Source organism: Halobacillus sp. K22, assembly GCF_052246795.1.
In the GTDB taxonomy this organism is placed as follows: domain Bacteria; phylum Bacillota; class Bacilli; order Bacillales; family Halobacillaceae; genus Halobacillus.
In genome coordinates this window covers 49,744-70,425 of sequence record NZ_JBQQCN010000024.1, presented here as the reverse complement: position 1 = coordinate 70,425, position 20,682 = coordinate 49,744, and the positions used below count along the sequence as shown (strand labels likewise).

At 43.4% G+C, this 20,682-nt stretch carries 20 protein-coding genes and 1 pseudogene; 17 read left to right on the top strand and 4 right to left on the bottom strand.

Annotated features, from left to right (window positions below):
* Positions 1-283: 283 nt before the first annotated feature.
* Together ACTWPM_RS16055 and ACTWPM_RS16050 are read left to right on the top strand one after the other, a co-directional pair.
* Complete coding sequence (locus ACTWPM_RS16055) at positions 284-754, top strand: GNAT family N-acetyltransferase (protein WP_443134034.1); 471 nt, start codon at positions 284-286, stop codon at positions 752-754.
* Positions 755-870: 116 nt separating this feature from the next.
* Complete coding sequence (locus ACTWPM_RS16050; RefSeq protein ID WP_443134033.1) at positions 871-1,440, top strand: DUF4256 domain-containing protein; 570 nt, start codon at positions 871-873, stop codon at positions 1,438-1,440.
* A 443-nt stretch (positions 1,441-1,883) separates the two neighbouring features.
* On the opposite strand, the gene ACTWPM_RS16045 is transcribed toward ACTWPM_RS16050, so the two are convergent.
* On the bottom strand, positions 1,884-2,909 hold the full coding sequence (locus tag ACTWPM_RS16045; protein ID WP_443134032.1) for a zinc-binding alcohol dehydrogenase family protein: 1,026 nt from the start codon (positions 2,907-2,909) through the stop codon (positions 1,884-1,886).
* Between the two features lie 500 nt (positions 2,910-3,409).
* Here ACTWPM_RS16045 and dapF point away from each other — a divergent pair, with 500 nt between their 5' ends.
* The 4 genes from dapF (at position 3,410) to ACTWPM_RS16025 (ending at position 5,973) form a co-directional block, all read left to right on the top strand.
* Positions 3,410-4,384, top strand: coding sequence for a diaminopimelate epimerase (gene dapF, locus ACTWPM_RS16040; protein ID WP_443134031.1), 975 nt, complete (start codon positions 3,410-3,412; stop codon positions 4,382-4,384).
* Positions 4,384-4,782 carry a secondary thiamine-phosphate synthase enzyme YjbQ gene (locus tag ACTWPM_RS16035; RefSeq protein WP_443134030.1) on the top strand — a complete coding sequence of 133 codons (399 nt, stop codon included), beginning with the start codon at positions 4,384-4,386 and terminating at the stop codon, positions 4,780-4,782. The genes dapF and ACTWPM_RS16035 overlap by 1 nt, the downstream gene beginning before the upstream one ends.
* 154 nt (positions 4,783-4,936) lie before the next feature.
* Entirely contained in the window at positions 4,937-5,137 is a 201-nt protein-coding gene (locus ACTWPM_RS16030) for a hypothetical protein (RefSeq protein ID WP_443134029.1), read from the top strand.
* Positions 5,138-5,325: 188 nt separating this feature from the next.
* Positions 5,326-5,973, top strand: a complete 648-nt coding sequence (locus ACTWPM_RS16025; protein WP_443134028.1) for a methanogen output domain 1-containing protein — start codon at positions 5,326-5,328, stop codon at positions 5,971-5,973.
* Positions 5,974-6,311: 338 nt separating this feature from the next.
* Here ACTWPM_RS16025 and ACTWPM_RS16020 read toward each other — a convergent pair whose 3' ends face one another.
* The gene (locus tag ACTWPM_RS16020) at positions 6,312-7,142 is read right to left on the bottom strand and encodes a LysR family transcriptional regulator (protein ID WP_443134027.1); all 831 of its coding nucleotides are present in this window, start codon (positions 7,140-7,142) and stop codon (positions 6,312-6,314) included.
* Between the two features lie 194 nt (positions 7,143-7,336).
* On the opposite strand from ACTWPM_RS16020, the gene ACTWPM_RS16015 reads away from it, so the two are divergent.
* Positions 7,337-7,681 (top strand): DMT family transporter, encoded by a 345-nt coding sequence (locus ACTWPM_RS16015; RefSeq protein WP_443134026.1) that lies wholly within the window; start codon positions 7,337-7,339, stop codon positions 7,679-7,681.
* The gene (locus ACTWPM_RS16010) at positions 7,682-7,978 is read left to right on the top strand and encodes a DMT family transporter (protein ID WP_443134025.1); all 297 of its coding nucleotides are present in this window, start codon (positions 7,682-7,684) and stop codon (positions 7,976-7,978) included.
* A gap of 166 nt (positions 7,979-8,144) precedes the next feature.
* Here the strand turns inward: ACTWPM_RS16010 and ACTWPM_RS16005 are convergent, their stop codons facing one another.
* Entirely contained in the window at positions 8,145-9,392 is a 1,248-nt protein-coding gene (locus tag ACTWPM_RS16005) for a YeeE/YedE family protein (RefSeq protein ID WP_443134024.1), read from the bottom strand.
* A 436-nt stretch (positions 9,393-9,828) separates the two neighbouring features.
* Here ACTWPM_RS16005 and ACTWPM_RS16000 point away from each other — a divergent pair, with 436 nt between their 5' ends.
* Both ACTWPM_RS16000 and ACTWPM_RS15995 read left to right on the top strand, forming a co-directional pair.
* Positions 9,829-10,065, top strand: coding sequence for a hypothetical protein (locus ACTWPM_RS16000; protein WP_443134023.1), 237 nt, complete (start codon positions 9,829-9,831; stop codon positions 10,063-10,065).
* A gap of 144 nt (positions 10,066-10,209) precedes the next feature.
* Complete coding sequence (locus ACTWPM_RS15995) at positions 10,210-10,830, top strand: hypothetical protein (RefSeq protein ID WP_443134022.1); 621 nt, start codon at positions 10,210-10,212, stop codon at positions 10,828-10,830.
* A gap of 85 nt (positions 10,831-10,915) precedes the next feature.
* On the opposite strand, the gene ACTWPM_RS15990 is transcribed toward ACTWPM_RS15995, so the two are convergent.
* On the bottom strand, positions 10,916-11,455 hold the full coding sequence (locus ACTWPM_RS15990) for a 3D domain-containing protein (RefSeq protein WP_443134021.1): 540 nt from the start codon (positions 11,453-11,455) through the stop codon (positions 10,916-10,918).
* A gap of 414 nt (positions 11,456-11,869) precedes the next feature.
* Here ACTWPM_RS15990 and ACTWPM_RS15985 point away from each other — a divergent pair, with 414 nt between their 5' ends.
* From ACTWPM_RS15985 to ACTWPM_RS15955, 7 genes and pseudogenes are all read left to right on the top strand, one after another.
* Positions 11,870-12,538, top strand: a complete 669-nt coding sequence (locus ACTWPM_RS15985; protein ID WP_443134020.1) for an SIMPL domain-containing protein — start codon at positions 11,870-11,872, stop codon at positions 12,536-12,538.
* A 174-nt stretch (positions 12,539-12,712) separates the two neighbouring features.
* Positions 12,713-13,588 (top strand): TetR/AcrR family transcriptional regulator, encoded by an 876-nt coding sequence (locus ACTWPM_RS15980; protein WP_443134019.1) that lies wholly within the window; start codon positions 12,713-12,715, stop codon positions 13,586-13,588.
* Positions 13,589-13,601: 13 nt separating this feature from the next.
* The gene (locus ACTWPM_RS15975; protein ID WP_443134018.1) at positions 13,602-14,999 is read left to right on the top strand and encodes an MDR family MFS transporter; all 1,398 of its coding nucleotides are present in this window, start codon (positions 13,602-13,604) and stop codon (positions 14,997-14,999) included.
* A 214-nt stretch (positions 15,000-15,213) separates the two neighbouring features.
* Positions 15,214-16,021, top strand: a pseudogene (zupT, locus tag ACTWPM_RS15970) (zinc transporter ZupT).
* A 457-nt stretch (positions 16,022-16,478) separates the two neighbouring features.
* Complete coding sequence (locus ACTWPM_RS15965) at positions 16,479-17,951, top strand: CoA-acylating methylmalonate-semialdehyde dehydrogenase (protein WP_443134017.1); 1,473 nt, start codon at positions 16,479-16,481, stop codon at positions 17,949-17,951.
* A 311-nt stretch (positions 17,952-18,262) separates the two neighbouring features.
* Positions 18,263-19,153, top strand: a complete 891-nt coding sequence (locus tag ACTWPM_RS15960; protein ID WP_443134016.1) for a nitrilase-related carbon-nitrogen hydrolase — start codon at positions 18,263-18,265, stop codon at positions 19,151-19,153.
* Between the two features lie 137 nt (positions 19,154-19,290).
* Positions 19,291-20,664: an NAD(P)-dependent oxidoreductase gene (locus tag ACTWPM_RS15955; protein ID WP_443134015.1), complete on the top strand. Its 1,374-nt coding sequence runs from the start codon at positions 19,291-19,293 to the stop codon at positions 20,662-20,664.
* Positions 20,665-20,682 lie beyond the last annotated feature (18 nt).

Here is a 20,682-nt window from a genome sequence, read left to right as displayed (position 1 = left end):
CCGCGATCTAAATGCGAGTTTCAATATACTAAAGGAAGTTCAACGACTCCTTTCAACCGTCGGTGCGACGGGGCTAGCCTAATCATTTGAACGAACCGTTAGGTTCGTGCTCTTAGGAATCCCCCAATTTCAAGGAGTTTCAGCGAGTAAGTGGGGGTAGTTCAAAACGAGCGAATACGTTCGCTATAAGTAATTTTTAAAACAATAATGGCTCAATTTAGATTCTTATGAAGAAAAGGACATTCCTGCATTTGACTTTAGTAGGGAAGAGAGGAAAGATACATTGAACTTTAGAGAAATTGATATTGAAAAAGACAAAGAGATAGTGATGCAATTCAGAAATGACATCCATTTAATAGAAGGAAATAAAGAAGGCTTTGATAAGGAAGCTTATTTAAATCGCCTGGAAAAAAGAATAAATGAAATGTCTTCTGGTCAATTCATTATTGAGGACGACCATCATCAACCAATAGGACAAATTGGGTTGAAGACGGAAGTATTCAATGGAGAGACTGCAGGATATGTGAACCTGTATTATTTAATCGACGAGTACAGAAATAAAGGTCTAGGAAAGCAGTTGGTTCAATTCACAGAAGAATTTTTTCGAGATCAAGGAATATGCGAGTATTATTTAAGTGTGGCACCTGGAAATCAAAAAGCCATTGAGTTCTATTCTAAAGTAGGGTTGGTTGAGGTCTCCAGGAATGAAAAAAATTCAGATGAGTTGTTAATGAAAAAGTCTATTCAATTTTAATAAACGCAGTGATCATCACGATAGATTCTTCTTCATCTTCGGGCATAATAAGAGCAGATTGGAATGGATTCAATGGTATACTTATAGCAATATATATAATAAAAGGAGGGACGATCATGACAAAGAAACATAAAAAAGAACTATCCCCAGACCAAACTGAAGAATTACTCGAAGTATTGAAGGAACGATTTGAGAAGAATATGAAACGCCATGAAGGATTCGAGTGGAGTGAAATTCAAACAAAGCTGGAAGCTAACCCTGAAAAACTATGGTCGCTTCATGAAATGGAAAGCACGGAAGGTGAACCCGATGTAGTTGGTTATGATAAAGACCAGGATGCGTATATTTTTTATGATTGTGCAGCGGAAAGTCCTAAAGGGCGCAGAAGTGTTTGTTATGACCGCGCAGCGCTGGAATCAAGGAAAAAGTATAAGCCTGAAAACAGTGCGATGGATATGGCAGCTTCCATGGGAATCGAGATCTTAACCGAAGAACAATATCGAGGGTTACAGGAAATTGGTCAATTCGATAGGAAAACGTCGAGCTGGGTACAAACTCCGGCTGATATTAGAGAACGCGGTGGTGCTATTTTTTGCGATCGTCGCTACGACCACGTCTTTGTCTATCACAATGGCGCAGAATCCTATTATGCTGCCAGAGGATTCCGCGGTTCGCTGAAGGTCTAAATGCTCCATATAGCTGAATCGGATATATTTCATTATTTCATTAGAGGGGCAGAACTTTAACAGAGGTTTGTCCCCCTTTTTATGTTAAAAAGAGGTTTTGAAACTTATTGGCATGTCAGCCGTAACTAATATCAAAGGAATCATGAGGAGGTAAACACATGGGGATAGCTTCATGGATTATATTAGCTTTCATAATCTTCATAGCTATAGGCGGCTTTAAAAAGATGAAGAAATAGGTATGGCTTCATGCAAGCACACATTCCCTTTAATTCAGCCGAGCAAATATGTGACTCATACAAGGTCATGGTGGAAGAACGAACGATGTTTGGGATTTGCACATAGTAAGGTTCATAATGTTTTAAAAAGAAAGTGGCAGGCTGGCTGCATTAAATAAAGACAAGCTTCAGATTGCCCTCAAGCTTGTCTTTATAATTTACAACTTGCTATTCTGCCTCTACTACAATTTTCCCGATCATTTTTCCACTTTCTACTTTTTTATGAGCTTCCTGTAGCTGTTTGGCGTTTAAACCAGTCAGCGTTTCTGTCAGAGTGGTTTGGATCGAGTTACTGTCTATTTTTTCAGCGATCCTTGCTAATATTCGCTGCTGTTCCTGCACATCTTCCGTTTGGAAAAGGGGACGGGTGAACATAAATTCCCAGACAAAGGCAGCGCTTTTTTGTTGGAGAGCGGTAAGATCCAGCTGGTTTTCTGTTTCTACAATGCTGCAAATTTTACCCTGAGGCGCGATGGCTTCTACCATGTTGTCCCAGTGTTCAGCTGTAGAACTTAAGCAGAAAATATAATCCACATGTTCGATTCCTAAATCTCGAAGCTGCGGAGGGAGCGGATCCCGGTGGTTAATGGTGTGGTGAGCTCCGTGGTCTTCGGCCCAGGTAACCGTTTCTTGTCTTGAAGCGGTACCGATAACCGTTAAACCTGCATCATAGGCGAGTTGTGTGGCAATAGAGCCGACGCCGCCGGCAGCGCCAATAATGAGGATGGATTTTCCTTTGTTTGTATCTTTATCTTCTGAGATTCCCAGTCTCTCGTATAGGGCTTCCCAGGCAGTAAGACTTGTTAAAGGCAAAGCGGCAGCTTCCCTGAATGACAAAGTCTGTGGTTTCTTCGCAGCGATCCGCTCGTCTACAAGGTGAAATTCACTGTTCGTCCCTGGACGACTGATCACTCCTGCATAATACACTTCATCTCCTGGCTTAAAGGAGGAAACCTCTTCCCCGACAGATTCCACAATTCCCGCGGCATCATATCCGAGAATTTTCGGCTCCTGCTCTTCTTCTCCATTTGCGCGGACTTTTGTATCCACTGGATTCACGGAAACGGCTTGAATTTTTACGAGAATATCATGACCGAAAGCTTCAGGTTTGTCGACTGTGACATCAACCAGACTATTATCTTCGGAGATTGGTAAATGCTTATATAATCCTACAGCATTCATTTGTTCACTCATGTTATCACCCTTTCTTGGAGTCCTTATTTCAACTACCACTTGAAAGGAAATGTAAAACACAGCCTATTTTCTATTTGGAAAGTATATCCTTTTTAGAAGTGTTTCCAGTATTTTAAAATGGAGATGGTTTTCGTAATGAAACGGCTTACTGACAGGGTATAGGCATGCATTCTTGGAGGCCCGCTCCGGCTCAATTGTCAACCTCTTATTACTAAAATTTGGTGATTATTTAGGAGATAATGTCTCTGACATAAATGCAATCGAATCAGTGGTTTGATCATTTTCCACTATATTTAATTAAATCCATATAAAGAGTGTAGAGCGGACTTTAGCGTAGCCAAACCATCGCATTTCTTAGAGCCTTTTCAAACACTGCCTTCAAAAATAGCCATTTGAGCAGGGTTTGCCTTTTTCTTTGATTCTGTATAAACGTGAAAATTCTTAAAAGTACGCTACATATGCTATGATAATAGAAAATTAGATTTCAGGGGGATACGTTTTTGGATATTCAATTTATTAAATGCCATGGTTCCGGCAATGACTTTATCTTGATTGATGAGCTCACGCATGGCTATACCTTTACCGAACAAGAGCGCAAGGACCTTTCCATTATATTATGTGACCGGCAGGATGGCATCGGTTCGGACGGCATCCTATTTGTGATGAACAGTGATAAAGCAGAAGCGAGAATGCGCATGTTCAACTCGGATGGTACGGAAGCCGAAATGTGCGGGAACGGGCTGCGCTGTGTCGCCCGGCATATGTTAGAAAAGGAGAATAAGATCCATATTGCGATAGAGACGGAAAAAGCGGTGCTTGCTGTAAGTCAGGAAGAAGAAATTTTTCCAGGAATCGATACTTTTTCCGTAGCCATTGAACCAGTATCATTTGAACTCGCCTCGCTTCCGGTCAATGTCGAAGCTGAGCCCGCTTCAAAAACGTCTATTCCAGGATTGCCTGATCATTTAACCTTCACGGCGCTTAGTGTACCAAATCCTCACGTTGTCGCGATCGTTGATGAGATCGATCAGCAGGAACTAAAGCAAGTGGGTGAGAAAGCGAATCATTTACCTGAGGTGTTCCCGAATGGCGTTAATGTCAGCTTTATGAAACTCTTAGAAAAAAATAAAGTTTTCGTCCAGACGTTTGAACGGGGCGTTGGGCTGACCAATGCGTGTGGTACGGCGATGTCAGCTTCGTCACTCGTTTCGACCATTCATGGTCCAAATACGATGGGCGAACCGATCGTCGTAATTAATAAAGGCGGTCTTGTGAACTGTGTCGTGGAGAAAAAAGAGGAAAGTTTCTCCATTCAGTTAAGAGGGAATGCAACCAATGTATATGAAGCCGTGGTGCAGCTCGACTGGAATTCACGTGAATTTCAGCTGGAAAATAAGAGAGAATTTGTTGAAGAGCAGATGAAATATGAAAAATTAGAAGCTTATGCAGCTTCACAAATAGGTGGTGACTCTTAATGATCAAAACTTTTGATGTGAAAACTGATAACCATGATCAGATGATTGATGTAACTTCCAAAGTTGAACAATGGATTAAAGATGAAGGGGTAACCGACGGCGTCGTTATCGTATCTTCGAAGCATACGACGGCCGGCTTAACGGTAAACGAAAATGCTGACCCTGACGTTAAAACAGACATGCTGCGCCGCTTCAGAGAAGTTTATCCGTGGGAGATGGCGGAAGACCGTCATGCCGAAGGAAACACGGCCGCTCATATGAAAACAAGTACAGTCGGCCACTCACAGACCCTGATTATCGAGGACGGAAATCTCGTTCTCGGTACTTGGCAGGGACTGTATTTCTGTGAATTTGATGGCCCTCGCAGCCGGAAGTTTACAGCTAAAATACTGAAGTAATGGAAGAGTCGTCCGGGTGAATACATGCTCGGGCGATTTTTTAGAGTAGATGAGAACTTTTCATGAAGTTTTGCAGCGCGGAAACTTGCTGAAATATATCCGATCCCATTGAAAAAGTCCATAACTTCTGCAGGATGAAAGGAAAAGGATGATCATGAATTATTTTAAGAATAAACGGTACTGGATCCTGATGCCTCCATTTTTATTAATGACCGTGTTACTTGTAATTTTTCTACCTATTGAACATAGATGGTATGCGTTTTTACCGATTATCGTGTTTTGGATTGTCTATTACATATGGAATTACTACTCACAAAAGAAAAATAACAGTAAGAATAACGAGCAATGCCTTTAAATTATTTTTTCAAGTTAAGCCATTATTTGCGAGGTTGGTAGAATTCTGGTGGATTATTAGACTTTTTTCAATCAAGAGATATACACAATTTTGCGAAGCTTTAAACGCTGGACGATTCTGACAGTTTATAAATTTTTCATTTGGTAATAGAAAGGTATATAGTAAGTCTAAAAGGGAGGGGGCTCAGCATGACATCGTCACTCAGTGGTACATTATTCCTATCCAAACTTATTACTCAATATGCGCATTTACATGAACGCACTGTCGGGAGCCATGCAGAAGAATATATAAAACAATTAGGGATTCGAACAGGAGAATGGATTGAGTCATTTTATAGTGAGAAAAATGCACAATGGTCCGTGGAACGCTACCCAGAAGTTATTGTAGACATAAAAAATTCCATCGGTGGCCATTTCCGAATCGCCGAAGTACATCCGGACAGGGTAATTGTTAAAGCCGAAGGATGTCCGTTCGGTGAGGTGGTTAAAGATGCTCCTCACCTGTGCGCGATGACCTCGAGTGTATTTGGAGGCATCGCCGCGAGACGGATGGGGTATGGAAAGGTCAATCTGCGAAAACGGATCGCCAATGGAGATGCGGGCTGTGAAGTTGTCATTTATTTTCAACCGACGGACGAAGAAGACGGGAGCGTCTATGAGAACCTGCCAATTACTCCTTCCTACGGGAACCCTTTTATCTGGGATGAAGAAGCAATTGAATCATTAGGAGAAGAGCTCAGGAAAAGTGATGAAATGGTCTTGAAATTACTTGATGAATTAGAAGATTTGAAGAAAGAAGTGGAGACACTTAAATCTGAAAAGAAATCACTTACATGAATATGAGGAAGACTCTGCGATTGAGGCAGGGTCTTCTTTTTTTTCTGCGGGCTAAGGATAGCTTTCTAAAATGTGCTGTTTAGCGGAAGACTTGATGGCCCAATTGAGTGAAAGCAAGGCCCAATCGAGGAGGAGCAACACCCACTGCCATTCACTTATTCCGAAAAAGCTTTAGAATAATGAACTACACCGTTCACAATTTCGAGTGAATGCTCCTCTAATTCAAGGACCATAAACGATCCTTCCGGCACCTTGAAGGGAGCCTGGATTCCCCATTGCTCGGCAGGTTTAAAGCCGAATTTTGGATTATCCTTATTAACTGGACGCTTCCGGCCATGTTACTTGGTTAATTTATCCGATAAAAACTCAAGGATAGGTAAGGTGACGGCATACAGGTACATATCACGGGCTAAAGGCTGCCCTTTAATAGGAAGGAAGACAACCCCTTTGTATTCAATCTGCTGCACCATAATTTCAGGAAGATAAGCAATTCCAAGCCCCAGGGAAACAAGACCGGCCATAGCGTGGTAGTGGGTTTCTATGACTTCCCCTTTAAACTGCTTTTGCTCCATGATTCTCTTCAGCTGACTGGTGAGAGAGCCTTCGGGCGGGATAATTTGTGTTTTTTCCATGCACTGCTCCATCGTTACTTCTTCAAGGGACGCAAGGTTAGAAGTGAGAGGAACGGCTGCCAGGAAATTGTCCCTGAACAGAAATTTCGAATAGAGATTAGAGGAGGAAGGCTCATCTTGTATGATGGCTGCGTCAATCTCGTCCGCTTCTAATAACGGCAGTAAATCCCGGCTATCATCCTTAATTGTCGTTACATGAAAATTTGTTTGAACGAGTTTATCGTAATGACGATGAATAAAATAGCTGCTAATCATCGGAGTGGAACCGAAGCGGATCTGATCATGATCTCTGTAATTGTGAATGGTACGTTCGATTTGACCAAATAGAGGCTTTAAGTCCTGATACAGGGATTGCCCTTTATCCGTTAAGTCTACGCCTCGCACCGATCGATTAAATAAAGGAAAGCCAAGTTCCTCTTCTAATAATTTCATTTGTTTGCTGAGGGCCGGCTGGGAAATATTAAAGGTTTCCGCTGCCTTCGTAAAGCTTTTCAATTCAGCGATTTCTAAAAAGTACTTGATTTTATGGAACAGCAACAGAGTTGCCTCCTTTCTTAATCTATAACTTAGCGTAATGGAGGACTAGTATATAAGCTCTTAATACGTATAAATCACTTATTATTTCTATTAGTATAACTTAAAGTTATGAATTTATAAATTTTCTGTATTTCCTCTACGAAGGGTTCAGGCGTTACTCTGTTAGTAAGAGTTGATCAAGAAGGAGGTCCACGATGAAGAACGTTTATGTCCTGTTAGGGCTATCCATTATCTTAGAAGTAAACGGTGCTACTTTTATGAAATATACGAGCGGATTTGAAAATACAGCTGCCAGTATTGTCGTCGTACTCAGTTATCTTTCGGCACTGACTTTGTATATACTCATCACAAAAAATCATGAGTTGGGAATTATCAATGCACTGTGGTCAGGCGGGGGGACGGCGCTGATAACGGTCATCGGCATCATTCTGTTTAATGAAACAACAACCTTTCAAAAATTAGCGGGAGTATCTCTCATTCTCGCTGGCATCTACGGACTCAATACGAGAAGTCGTTCTGATAAAGGAGTGCATTCGTAAATGGGTTATCTAATTACAGCGTTACTATTAGCGGCTCTCGGCCAGGTTACTGTAAAATTGTCCCAGGGATTCAAACGTATTCTTCCAAGTGCCCTATCCTTTGTCCTTTTTGGGTTGTATATCTACTTTCTAACCCTCTCGGTTCAATATATTGAAGTGGGGATCGCTTATGCGGTGTGGTCAGGGGCATCGATTGCAGCTACAACCCTGCTCGGTATTCTGTTTTTTAATGAAAAAATAACGCGAAGAAAATTAATCAGTACAGCTTTGATTTTAGCTGGAGTATTTATTCTATAAAATTGCTCCTCTATTTAAAAGGTTCTGTAAAAGTTTATAGTTGATCTTTTATAAGAGGCTTATTACACAAAGGGAAGTTTTACCTTTAAAAAATCAAGGAAGTTTAACAGGGCCATATAAAAAGAGCGCAGAGCTTATGAAAAGCTCTGCGCTCTTTCATGGAGAGTCAGCACATAGAATCTTTTGGACTCGGATTCTTCATACCAAACAGCGGGCGGATAAATAGTGCTAGATACGTGCCGGCAAGCGCCATAATCATCCACACCCAGCCGTGCAGGCTGAAGGAAGCTATGCCTCCGAAGTACGCACCGATGTTACAGCCAAAAGCAAGACGAGCACCATAGCCCATGAGAATTCCGCCAAGAATGGAAGCGGCTGCGACGCCGGGCTTAATTTTGCCAGGTTTGAAGTTCCCCTGGAAGGATGCGGCGATGAAAGCACCAAGAATAATCCCGAAATTCATGACACTGGTGGAATCCGCCAGTACGGTTTGATTCAGTGGTTCCGTACCTCCCTGCCAGTACGTCCAGCTCGCGACGTCCACACCGAAGATCTGCAGGAACTTAGATCCCCACAGCGCAAACGCGGAAGTAATCCCCCAAGGATTGCCGCGTACAGAGAGGGTGATCGCGTTCAAGATACCGAGAATAACAGCTGCTAATAATAGCGGCCATGCGCCTCTCCATAGTTTTTTCAATCCGTTGGTTGTCGTTAATGGTTTCATTTGCGGTGGGTTTTTCTTTCTCGCAAATTGGACGGTTGCTCCGTAGATGCCAAGGAAAATTAGAATCTGTAGAACCCAGCCGCCTAAATAGCCAAAACCTGTACTTTCAGCTAGTGAGATGGCCGGAAGGGTTGGCAGGTCTCGCCAGAATCCGATATGATAAGCACCTAGTACCGAGCCGGCAATAAATCCTAGCAAGGTCAATACCATGGAGGATTTACCGCCGCCAACCGTATAGAGGGTACCAGATGCACAGCCGTTACCCATCTGCATGCCGATTCCGAACATGAACGAACCAGCGACGACACTTAACCCGACAGGAAAAACATACCCTTGCGGCGTCATTCCTGTGAAGCTGAATCCTGTAGATAGAATAATGGCAAAGAGTGTAGTGGCTACAGCAAGCATCAGCATGTGAGCCTGCAGCCCCTGCACGTTTCCAACGGAAATTAATCGTCTAAACGCAGAGGTAAAACCGAAACGGGCATATAACAAAGCGAGACCAAACGCTAACCCGATGATGAATAGAACACCTTGTGTCCACGTGGTCACTTGAACAATTGTGAAGAATAACAGTACAGATATAAGAACACCCAGCCAGACGAACGGTTTTTGAACGGGTTCCAGATCGCCTACAGCCGTGGAAGACTGCCGGTTTTCGTAGCTGGTTTGTGAAACAGCTTGAGCCATAAATTAAAACCTCCTAATTCCTATTTGTTTACTGTGCATTTTAACTTTTATCATTGTAAGGGATTGTCCTTCTAAATGTAAATCGATGTGCATAAAATGAGGTAAATAGAAAAGAAATACAGTCTTAACGAAGACTTAACACTTTCAGTTTTGGACAAGTGGTACACTATGAGTGAAGACAGGACAACTGATCAAAAATTATATTTGGAGGGGATGTCTTATACCTGTCGCTTGCCTAACTTTCAGTCGTTGGTTTTTCCTTGGATCAATAAAATCAAGTCGAAGAACTTCCTGGCGAACATCCGGCGCACCTCCCCCGGTGTAATTACATAATAGAGCCACGTCTTAAAAAGGCGCGGCTTCTTTTGCGTTTTTCACGATTAAAGTGAAGACGGGGAGGGTAAAGAGTAAATATCTTACATAAAGGAGTGGTACGATGGCAAGTAAGAAAGAATGGCAGGTAGTCTTTTTACTCGATAGTAAACGAGTGATTACGCATCAGTTGGATTTAAGTGAGGCGTTGGAGCAGAGAGAGGCTTCCGAATTTATTGTGAAACAGCTGGACCGGGGATCCTGGTGGTTCCTTGAGGATGGAGTTGTGCTTCACACAAATGCAGTCGAAGGCTTCTATTTAGAGGAAGGTGCCGACCGAACTGATTTTTCCAGAGAATAGCTAAAAAGCCCAGCTTCGTTAAAAGCGAAGCTGGGCTTTTTAGTATTTTTGGTAAAATAAGGAATATTCCGAAACCTTCTTGAAAGCTTTTTCGTATGGAGTGAATAAGAAAAAATATTATGGATATGTCGGAGGGGTTACATCTTGAATTTGAAAAAAATGATGAAGTATTTAAAACCTATTGTGTTGTTTTCATTAGTATTAGCTATTGGCTGCTCTAATTCAGGCTCTGGTGGTGATTCTTCGTCTTCTTCAGCAGAAGAAAACAACTCCACTGTTTCCACAACCGAAGTTGGTAATAACTCTTCTTCATCAAATGAGGAGAATAGTGAAGGAAGCGAAAGCAAGCAAAACATACGAACCGTTTTACAAAATATATTTAATGGACCAAATGAGAAACAGGAAAAGATATTCTCCTCTTCGGAATTAGGGAAGGAAAAATCCTTAGAAAAGCTAGTTGAATTCCGGGAAGAAAATATAAAACCATATGTAAGTGAAAATTTATATGAGGGCATGATTAACACTAATGGGGCAACTATACCCTTACGTATGGCTCACCCAGATTATAAATTAAAAACAGAAGATATAATGATTGAAGCTCAAGAAAACTATTACAAATTCACTGTAAAAGTAACCTATACCAATAATAAAAACGATGATAGTACAACAATGGAAGTTCGGGGTCATGCACAAACGAATGAAGAAGGAAAAGTCAGTAGCATTAATTATAATAACCTTGAAGAGCTTCTAAGCTCATTAAGTTAACGAAACAAATAAATGAAACAACCCCCTGGTTTATAGAGTCAGGGGGTTGTTTCATGTCCACTATAAGCTTTTACAATGCCTGTAATTAAGATTGAAGAATTTCCACCTGAACGTCGCGGCGTCCAAAGTCAAACGCTTCGTCTTTTTCTGGCAGGAAGACATCGATGCGGCGGCCTTCGATGTCAGCACCGATATCGCCGGCAACGGCCACCCCGTAACCAGGTACTCTCACTTTAGAACCCAGCGGAATCACATCGGGATCTACGGCAATTACTTTTTTGTCAGGATTGGCACGGAGATCAATTCCTGTAGACGTTTTGCCGCTGCATCCGTCACAAAAAGCTGTATAAGCAGTAGCCTCTACGGTTACCGTGCGTTTAACTTCTGTTTCAGATTTTTCTTCTTTATCTTTTGAGGCTGAGGGTTTCTTGTCTTCTTTTTCAAATCGTTTATGAGTTGTCGATTTTGTATCAAGTTCAGATGATTTTTTGTTAACTTCCTGCGCTGTTTCGGCTGGCTTGTCCAGTTCTTCGGCAGCAATCGTTGATTGGGAATTAGGGCTGAAACTTAAGATTCCTAAGGTGTAAAAAGCAACAGAGAAAAGTAGAATCCAGGATTTCTTCATGACGATTATCCCCTTCCAAAAGTTTTACTGTACGAAGTATAGCAATCAAATGGATGTATATACAAGGCATTTTGTAAGACATTTGTATTACATTTATGTAACAAGAATTGTTGCTGCGTGAGTCAAATGAAAGAGCCGCATCTCACCTTTGCGACTCTTACTCATGCTATTTGGACGTGCCTCTTCTTTTCTTTCCGCAACAGGAAGTACGTGATGGTTTTCTTTTTGGCTGATCGTTGTTGGGACGGTTACTCATAAAAAACACTCCTCTCGCTTTTGAGATACTTTTATTCTATGCAGCACCCCGTTCTCACGGCCGTGCTCTTCTCACGATTATTTTTACACAGGGAATATTTTCGTAAGTGCACACATGAAATAATAGTAGATGACCTTAAGGAAAGGTGGCCTCCTAACATGAATAGTCTTTCTTATCAGGGGCTGATGCGGGATACTCAGGAAGGGCGGCGTACAATTACGGTCCATGGCGAGGGCCAAGTACTTACTCGGCCGGACACAGCCAGTGCTCAAATAGGGTTCGTTAATGAGGATACGGACATTCGCAAAGCTCAGGCATTGAACAGTTCCACCATCCAGCAGATCACCGATGCGCTGGTTCAAGCGGGGATCCCGCAGGAGAATATCCAGACCTCTGAGTATTCTGTGACGCCACAGTATGATTTTATAGATGGAAAGCAGGTATTCAGAGGATATGAAGTGACACATATCCTTTCTGTGACAATCGAAGACGTCGAGCAAACCGGTTATGTCATTGATACGGCTGTATCGAATGGTGCAAACCGGATAGCCAGTATCCAGTTCACCCTTAAGCGTCCTCAATCTGCTTATCAAAAGGCGTTACAAATCGCTCTGGGGCACGCTTTGGCAAGTGCTCAGACAATTGCTAACACGATGAATCTTAAGCTTGATCAAACTCCGATTCAAATCATTGAAAAAGATGGAGGAAGGGCGGCGCCCCGGTCGTTTGCTCAGGCCGAAATGGTAAGCAGCGGTGCTGTTCCGATTGCACCGGGAGAATTAAAGACATCTGCGCAGGTGGAAGTGAAGTTTCAATACTTATCCTAACCCTCTCCATTAGACAATAATATAGTTATGTAAACTCAGGGCGAACGTTGTCCTGGGTTTTTTTATTGGGAGCAGGTTGATTGACATAGTTATTTTCCGATCTTACTATGGACGTTGTGAAACTGTACGGTTTTTATAATACTAAATGGTTTTTGATGAGAGGAGAGCGAATGTATGGATGTAAAACGGATGCAAATTATGGAATCAGCCGCTCAATTATTTTCCAAAAAAGGCTATGAAGCTACCTCTGTTCAAGATGTGGCGGAAGTTTGCGGCATGTCGAAAGCAACCCTGTACAAATACTTTTCATCCAAACAGACTCTACTCATTGAGGTGATTGAATATAACCACCAGCGAATGTCTCAGCGTACGGAAGAGTTAAAAGAGGATGATTCTCTGGGAGCCCTTGAAGCGTTACGGCAAAAAGTGATGATCCTGCTGGAAGAGTTCAGGGAAAACCATTATTTTATCCAGCTGCTTTTCCGGTCGATGCCTGAAAAGGAAGGTGCACAGGTCCGGCAGCTGATGGACCGGGGATATCGGCGGATGTTCTTGTGGCATAAACAGAGTTTAAGGGACGCTTTTGCAATAACCGATGAAACCAAAATGAATGATCTCGTACTATTGTTCCAGGGTTTGATGAAAGAATACTTGTTCATCCTTTCGGAAAAAAACGAAGCACTTTCACTTCCTTCCATTGCTGCTTACATTACCCAAGTCCTGCAAATTGCTGTAGAAAATAATGAAAAGCTCACCCATGTACTACCTGAAGACTGGGTCACTGAGGGGAGCACGGAGGATACGGTGGCAACGCTAACCAGGGAAGAAAGAATTGAACGCCTGCTTCGAGAAATGAAAATGAGACTGCAGGCTGCGGGGCGAAGTCAGAAAGCGGATTCGCTTCATATTCTGGAGGCCGTTGAAGAGGAATGCACAAGGACGCATGTCAGAAAACCGGTCGTAAACGCCCTATTACCTGTATTAAAGGAAGAACAAAGCATTGCGGCAAAAGCTGAAACGCTAGAAAGACTAATGATCACGAATCTATAAGGAAAGGAGCCAGATGATGACCTCCCACGATCAAGACGGAAAACCGATAAATCGCACCTCTATTGTAGCGATATTAATTGTCGGTGCTTTCGTAGCTATATTAAACCAGACACTTTTGGCTACAGCCTTGCCTCATATTATGGCCGATTTAAATTTAACAGCCAACACGGTGCAGTGGCTGACCACCGTATTTATGCTTGTTAATGGAATTATGATTCCAATTACTGCATTCTTAATAGAAACCTTTACCACTAGACGGCTGTTTTTAGGGGCTATGGGGATATTTATTATAGGCACATTGACGGCAGGACTGGCTCCCAACTTCCCGGTCCTCATGGCTGGACGAGTGATCCAGGCAGGTGGAGCCGGTATTATGATGCCACTGATGCAGACAGTCTTTCTAGTCATCTTTCCCGTTGAGAAAAGGGGTTCAATAATGGGAATGGTCGGGCTGGTGATTTCCTTCGCACCTGCAATCGGACCGACTTTATCCGGCTATTTAATCGGTCAGTTTCCCTGGAGATCTCTGTTTTTCGTCGTTCTGCCCATCGCCCTGATCGATATGATTATTGCGTATTTCTTACTTAAAAACGTAACGGATCGGACCTTCCCGAAAGTGGACGTCCCTTCGATTATCCTTTCCTCCTTCGGTTTTGGAGGCTTACTGTACGGGTTTAGTGTAGCTGGAACAGGGGGATGGGGAAGCCTTGAAGTTCTAGGATCTATATTGGTAGGAATTGTTACCCTGACCCTGTTCATTCTGCGGCAGTTCCGGTTAAAACAACCGATCTTAGAGTTCCGGGTGTTCAAATCAAAGATTTTTGCGCTTTCTACTATTATAGCGATGCTCGTATTTGCAGCTATGATCGGGGCCGAGACGATTCTTCCATTATACATGCAGAACATGTTAGGCTTCAGTGCACTTGAATCCGGTCTCGTGCTGCTGCCAGGAGCGGCAATCATGGGTATTATGTCTCCGATTACCGGCCGGATTTTTGATAAAGTCGGCGCCCGCTGGCTGTCCGTCATTGGGCTTTCAATTGTAACGATTACTACAGTATTCTTTACCCAGCTGTCCACGGCAACGTCCTTCACTTTCCTAGCCGTGGTTTATGGAATTCGAATGTTCGGGGTATCGATGGTCATGATGCCTGTGCAAACCGCCGGCTTAAACCAGCTCAGTATAAAAATGATTCCGCACGGAACGGCCATGGGGAGCACGATGAGACAGATTGCCGGTTCCATTGGAACGGCCATCCTTGTCACTGTGATGACCAATGCCGCAGTTTCAAGTTCTACCAGCGGACAGATCGAAGGTGTAAATACAGCCTTCTGGGCCGCGACCATTATGGCATTCGTCGGAGCCATTCTGTCCTTCTTCATCACAAATTCGAACCCGGAAAAAACGTAAATGAAAGAAAAGCACAGTCCGAGGGGGCTGTGCTTCTTTTTCATTTCATGGAACCAGTTCTGACTAGGCGAATATGGTACAACAGAAGATTAATATTTTCAGTATCATTTTTTTAATAGGCTCATAAAATATAACTACAACTAAAAAAGTTGCATTAAGGAAAAACTTGATTTACAATGATTCTAGATTAGACAGAGAAGAAAGGGAGAGACAAATGGAAAATTTATTATTAGCCTTTGGTTTAACTCTGCTTGCCGGGTTAGCCACTGGTATTGGAAGTGTACTAGCTTTCTTTACAAAGACGACAAATACTAGATTCCTTTCATTGGCGCTTGGTTTCTCAGCAGGTGTAATGATTTACGTATCAATGGTGGAAATCTTTTTCAAAGCACAAGACTCTCTTGTGAATGCCATGGGGGGAAGTACCTGGTAAGTGGATAACGGTTGCCGGTTTCTTCGGTGGAATGCTGGTCATTGCTGTTATCGATCGATTGATTCCAAAATCAGGGAATCCACATGAAGTGAAAAAAGTGGAAGATATGTCGGCTTCTGCGCCAGAAGTAGATCAATCTCATCTACTAAAAATGGGAACGTTCACGGCACTCGCCATTGCAATTCACAACTTTCCAGAAGGGATCGCCACCTTCACCGCAGCATTAAATGATCCCAGTCTTGGTATCGCGATTGCAGCCGCGATTGCGATTCATAACATACCAGAGGGCATCGCTGTTTCAGTGCCAGTCTATTTTGCAACAGGAGATAAGAAAAAGGCCTTCAAGCTTTCTTTCCTTAGTGGACTTTCCGAGCCGGTCGGCGCCTTGCTTGCTTACTTAGTCCTGATGCCGTTCTTGAATGATGTCATGTTCGGGGTTTTATTCGCCGGAGTCGCCGGCATCATGGTCTTCATATCACTGGATGAACTGCTGCCAGCCTCGCGCCGTTATGGCGAAGCTCATTTATCCATCTATGGAGTAGTAGCCGGTATGGCAGTCATGGCCTTAAGTTTGTTGTTGTTTATTTAAATGAAATAACGACGGAACTACTTAACGTTGTGGCTAAAGCTAAGAACGGAGTTTGACGGCGCAATCGAATCTAACGGCGCAATCGAGGTGTCTGACGGCGCAATTGAGGTATCCAACGGATTTAATTGGTAGTGTTCAAGGCATGGAATAAGATTCGCTTTCCCAGCTATCAATCATAAAACGGAGACTTCCGAAAAGCTTACCTGCAAGAATCAACATTAACTATAAAAAAACCGTCCGATCAAAATTTGATTGAACGGTTTTTTGCATGCTCTCTTTAAGGGAAGCTAACTCCTTTTCAATACTTGCTTTTCTCTTCATACGCTGCCCCGAAGACCGGCATAGTGTCAATTTGACGAGATATTGATTTGACACTTCGTCCATTGATGTTGAAATATTCTGAATTTATAATAAATCTGAGCAAAAAAGAACAGAATCTACCAATTGAGGTGAAAAGATGGAGACAACTTTCTCGAAGTCGAATCAGGTGGTCATTCAGAATTTTATTAATGGAGAATGGGTTTCGTCTGAAAGTGGGCAAGTGGAAAATGTACCTAATCCAGCTACAGGAGAAATCATCGCAAGTGTTCCCATTTCATCAAAAGAGGATGTAGATAAAGCCGTACAATCAGCAAGGCAGGCATTTAACAGCTGGAAAAAGACTCCTGTTCCTAAACGAGCTCGTATTATGTTCAAATACCAGCAGCTCCTTACAGAAAACCGTGATGAATTAGCCAAAGTGTTAACCCAGGAGAATGGAAAAACGAAAAAAGATGCGACGGGTGAAGTCCAGCGCGGGATCGAGTGTGTAGAATTCGCTGCCGGGGCGCCGAGTTTAATGATGGGGGATGTGCTGCCGGACATCGCTGAAGGTATAGATTCCGGAATGTACCGTTATCCAGTCGGTGTAGTCGGAGGCATCACTCCTTTTAACTTTCCGATGATGGTTCCTTTATGGATGTTTCCACTGGCGCTTGTGTGCGGCAATACCTTTGTTCTGAAGCCGTCCGAGCGGACACCGATTCTTGCCAAAATGTTAGTGGAGCTCATGCATGAAGCTGGATTGCCAAAAGGAGTACTGAACCTGGTGAACGGTGCTCATGATGTAGTGAATGGGCTGCTTGAACATGAAGAGATCGATGCTATATCTTTCGTTGGATCCCAGCCCGTAGCGGAATATGTATATAAAACCGCGGCGAACCATGGAAAACGTGTGCAGGCGCTTGCCGGTGCCAAGAATCACTCCATCGTACTTCCTGATTGCAACCTTGATAAGTCCGTCGAAGGAATTATTAATGCAGCATTCGGCAGTGCCGGGGAACGCTGTATGGCTTGTTCCGTAGTTGTCGCCGTGGGCGAAGTCGCTGATCCGCTGGTTGCCAAACTGAAAGAAGCAGCTGATCAGTTGAATGTAGGGGATGGTTTAGCGGAAGAAACAAACTTAGGCCCATTAATCCGTGAGTCCCATAGAGAACGTGTACTTAGTTATATTGAAGCTGGAGAAGAAGATAACGCGAAGCTCGTGCGTGATGGACGGGTAGAACTTCGTGAAAATGAGTCGGGTTATTTCTTAGGGGCGACGATTTTTGATTACGTGACCGAAGATATGAAAATTTGGAAAGACGAAATCTTCGCACCAGTTCTAAGCATTGTACGCGCCGAAACCTTAGATGAAGCTATCGAGACCGCCAATAAGTCCGAATTTGCTAATGGCGCTGTAATCTATACCTCAAGCGGCAAGGCAGTGCAGCAGTTCAGAGAAGAGATGGATGCGGGCATGCTCGGCGTAAATGTAAACGTTCCTGCGCCGATGGCTTTCTTCCCGTTCTCCGGTAATAAAAAATCCTTCTACGGAGATCTTCACGCCAACGGAAAAGATGGCCTGAATTTTTATACAAAACGCAAAATGCTGACCCAGCGCTGGTTTTAATAGATGGAAAAAGCGGAAGTTTTTAGACTTCCGCTTTTTCTACATTAGGGGGCGGATTTCTCCTTCCTCTTCCATTATTTTTACAAAACGCAACGTTGTTCTCAAATAACATTTTACAAAATGTATAATGGCAAAATTATAGAATTAAGGTAAAGTATATGTAACTTACAAAATATTCAGCAAATAAAGAAAATTCGAAATAATTATGAGGGGGTGAATCTTCGAGGGATCGTTACGATGAAATCCTAACACGGCTGTAAGCCATTCTTAAAAAATAAATCAGGGATCCGATTACATAAGGAGGAATTTATGTGTCCGATAAAGTCCAAATTGGGTTAATACAAGCTTCTCACGATGTTGATGGAAATGAACCTGTCGAAGTACACAAACAGGAATCCATAGAAAAGCATATAAAACTGGTCCGTGAGGCAGCCGAAAAAGGGGCGCAAATCATATGTTTGCAGGAAATTTTCTATGGCCCCTATTTTTGCTCGGAACAAAACTCAAAGTGGTACGATGCAGCAGAAGAAATTCCAAATGGTCCGACGACCCTCCGGTTTCAGGAACTTGCCAAGGAATTAGGTGTCGTCATTGTCCTTCCTATCTATGAAAGAGAAGGAATTGCTACGTATTATAATACAGCGGCTGTCATTGATGCAGACGGCTCTTACCTAGGAAAATACCGTAAACATCATATTCCGCAGGTGGGTGTAGGGGACAAGGGTTATGGATTCTGGGAGAAGTATTACTTCAAGCCTGGAAACCTGGGGTATCCCGTGTTTGATACAGCGTTTGCTAAAGTCGGCGTGTATATTTGCTACGATCGTCATTTCCCTGAAGGGGCACGAGTGCTTGGATTAAACGGTGCAGAAGTCGTATTTAATCCGTCAGCGACCGTAGCAGGTTTGTCTGAATACTTATGGAAACTTGAGCAGCCCGCTCATGCGGTAGCCAATGGCTATTATTTAGGGGCCATTAATCGTGTAGGTTATGAAGGTCCCTGGAATATGGGTGAATTTTATGGCCAGTCCTACCTCGTGGATCCTAGAGGAGGGTTTGTCGCTACCGGCAGTCGTGATCAGGATGAAGTCATTATCGGTGAAATGAATAAGAAGTTTATTCGTGAAGTTCGTGATACGTGGCAGTTCTACCGCGATCGCCGTCCGGAGACATACGAGAAGATGGGCGAGCTTCTGCCATAACAGTAAAATCCAGAAACCAAGTAGAAGTTCTGCATAGAAAAAAGGAAAATAGATCTCTTTTCCCTATGTAGAACTTCTTTTGTATAGCCATCCATCTGAATCGTTTGGCAAGTATCTATTAAAGGAGGTTCATTGCATTGACTCAGTTAAAAAGCAAAGGAATATCTCTAGAGAACTTGAAAGTCAACTTCGAGGAAGTACACGAAGGGCTTAACAATCAGGAAGCGATGGAAGAAGCCAATCGCTGCTTGTACTGCTATGATGCTCCTTGTATTAAGGCATGTCCCACAAGCATTGATATCCCGAAGTTTATCAAAAAGATTGCTTCCGGTAATCTCAAGGGTTCGGCAACGACGATCATGTCTTCGAATCCAGTGGGTGCTACGTGTGCTCGAGTATGTCCAACCGAAGAGCTTTGTGAAGGAGCGTGTGTATTAAACCACTCCACGCAGCCGATTCTGATTGGTGATCTGCAGCGGTTTGCTACAGATTGGGCCATTAAAAACGAACAGCTGTTATTCAAGCCGGGGGAAAAGAACGGCATGAAGGTGGCTGTTGTTGGAGGAGGCCCTGCCGGTTTATCAGCAGCCCGGGAACTTGCCCGGTTCGGCTATGAGGTGACGATTTTTGAAGCGGAGGCAGAGGCTGGAGGGCTGGATACATACGGCATCGTGTCGTTCCGGCTGCCGCAGGACATTTCCCGCTGGGAAGTCGATCAGGTCAGACAAATGGACGTTGAAATCCGGACAAACACAAGAGTCGGAACCGACATCACTTTTCAAGAATTATCCGAGCAGTATGATTCGATCGTAATGACCATTGGAATGGGGAACGTCCCGATGCTTGGGATTGAAGGGGAAGAACTGCAGGGTGTGCATGATGCCATTGAGTTTGTTAAGAGTACGAAATCAGGACCTCTCACTGAGGATCTGCTGGGTAAAAACGTAGTGGTTGTCGGCGCGGGGAACACGGCGATTGATGCGGCAACCTGTGCGGCACGCAAAGGAGCGGCAGATGTGAAAATTGTCTACCGTCGTACCGTAAAAGAAATGACCGCTTATGATTTTGAGTATGATTTTGCCAAACAGGATAACGTGGAATTCAATTGGCTCACGCAGCCAATCGAAATTATCGGGAATGAAGCGGGTCATGTGACGCACTTAAAATGTGTGGAGATGGCTTTAGGAGAGCCGGATGCGGATGGACGCAGAAGGCCGGCACCGGTGGAAGGTTCTGAATTTGTCATCGAAACAGATGCTGTCATTAAAGCGATCGGTCAGACGCGCTATTCAGATTTAATTGAAACCTTCGGCCTGGAGCACGAAGGCGGTGTTGTCAAAGTTGATCCCGAATCCCTGCAAACATCAAATCCAAAGGTTTTTGCTGCAGGAGATGTGATCTTCGCTAAAGGCCAGGGGGAAGCGATGGTGGTGACAGCCGCCCAGCAGGGGAAACAAGTGGCCATGGCGATCCACAAACAGTTAGCTCCAGCACCAACAGCCGCAATGTAAATCTACTATTCAGGAGGC